At 51.3% G+C, this 569-nt stretch carries 1 tRNA gene and 2 rRNA genes; all 3 read right to left on the reverse strand.

Going from position 1 to position 569, the window contains the following annotated elements:
* Nucleotides 1-92: ribosomal RNA gene (locus ACPXSQ_RS22995) — 23S ribosomal RNA — on the reverse strand; the annotation flags it as partial.
* A 212-nt stretch (nucleotides 93-304) separates the two neighbouring features.
* A tRNA-Glu gene (locus ACPXSQ_RS23000) sits at nucleotides 305-379 on the reverse strand.
* A gap of 90 nt (nucleotides 380-469) precedes the next feature.
* Nucleotides 470-569, reverse strand: a 16S ribosomal RNA gene (locus tag ACPXSQ_RS23005); the annotation flags it as partial.

Genomic DNA, 569 nt, shown 5'->3' on the forward strand with positions numbered 1-569 from the left:
ATATCACCTTACCGGCGCTTATCGCAGATTAGCACGCCCTTCATCGCCTCTGACTGCCAGGGCATCCACCGTGTACGCTTAGTCGCTTAACCTCACAACCCACAGGCGTTTTACGCTGCGTGTCATGAGCTTTTGAGAGACTCGAACACACCGTCATCATTCTTTATTACGGAAGAATGCGACGCTGTGTCGTTTCAAATTTTCAGCTTGTTCCGGATTGTTAAAGAGCAAATATCTCAAACGTGACCCTGAGGCCAGTTTTGAGATACTTCGTGGAGACACCTTTCACCTGTCACCAAGCAAGTGGCGTCCCCTAGGGGATTCGAACCCCTGTTGCCGCCGTGAAAGGGCGGAGTCCTAACCGCTAGACGAAGGGGACACTGACGTGTCTCGACTTCGCAGCCGTCTTGCTTCTTTATCTTTCTATCAGACAATCTGTGTGAGCACTTCGCGGGAAGGTATCTTCAGGTAAGGAGGTGATCCAACCGCAGGTTCCCCTACGGTTACCTTGTTACGACTTCACCCCAGTCATGAATCACAAAGTGGTAAGCGCCCTCCCGAAGGTTAAG

It is taken from the genome of Pantoea sp. EEL5 (assembly GCF_049892805.1).
GTDB lineage: Bacteria > Pseudomonadota > Gammaproteobacteria > Enterobacterales > Enterobacteriaceae > Pantoea > Pantoea ananatis.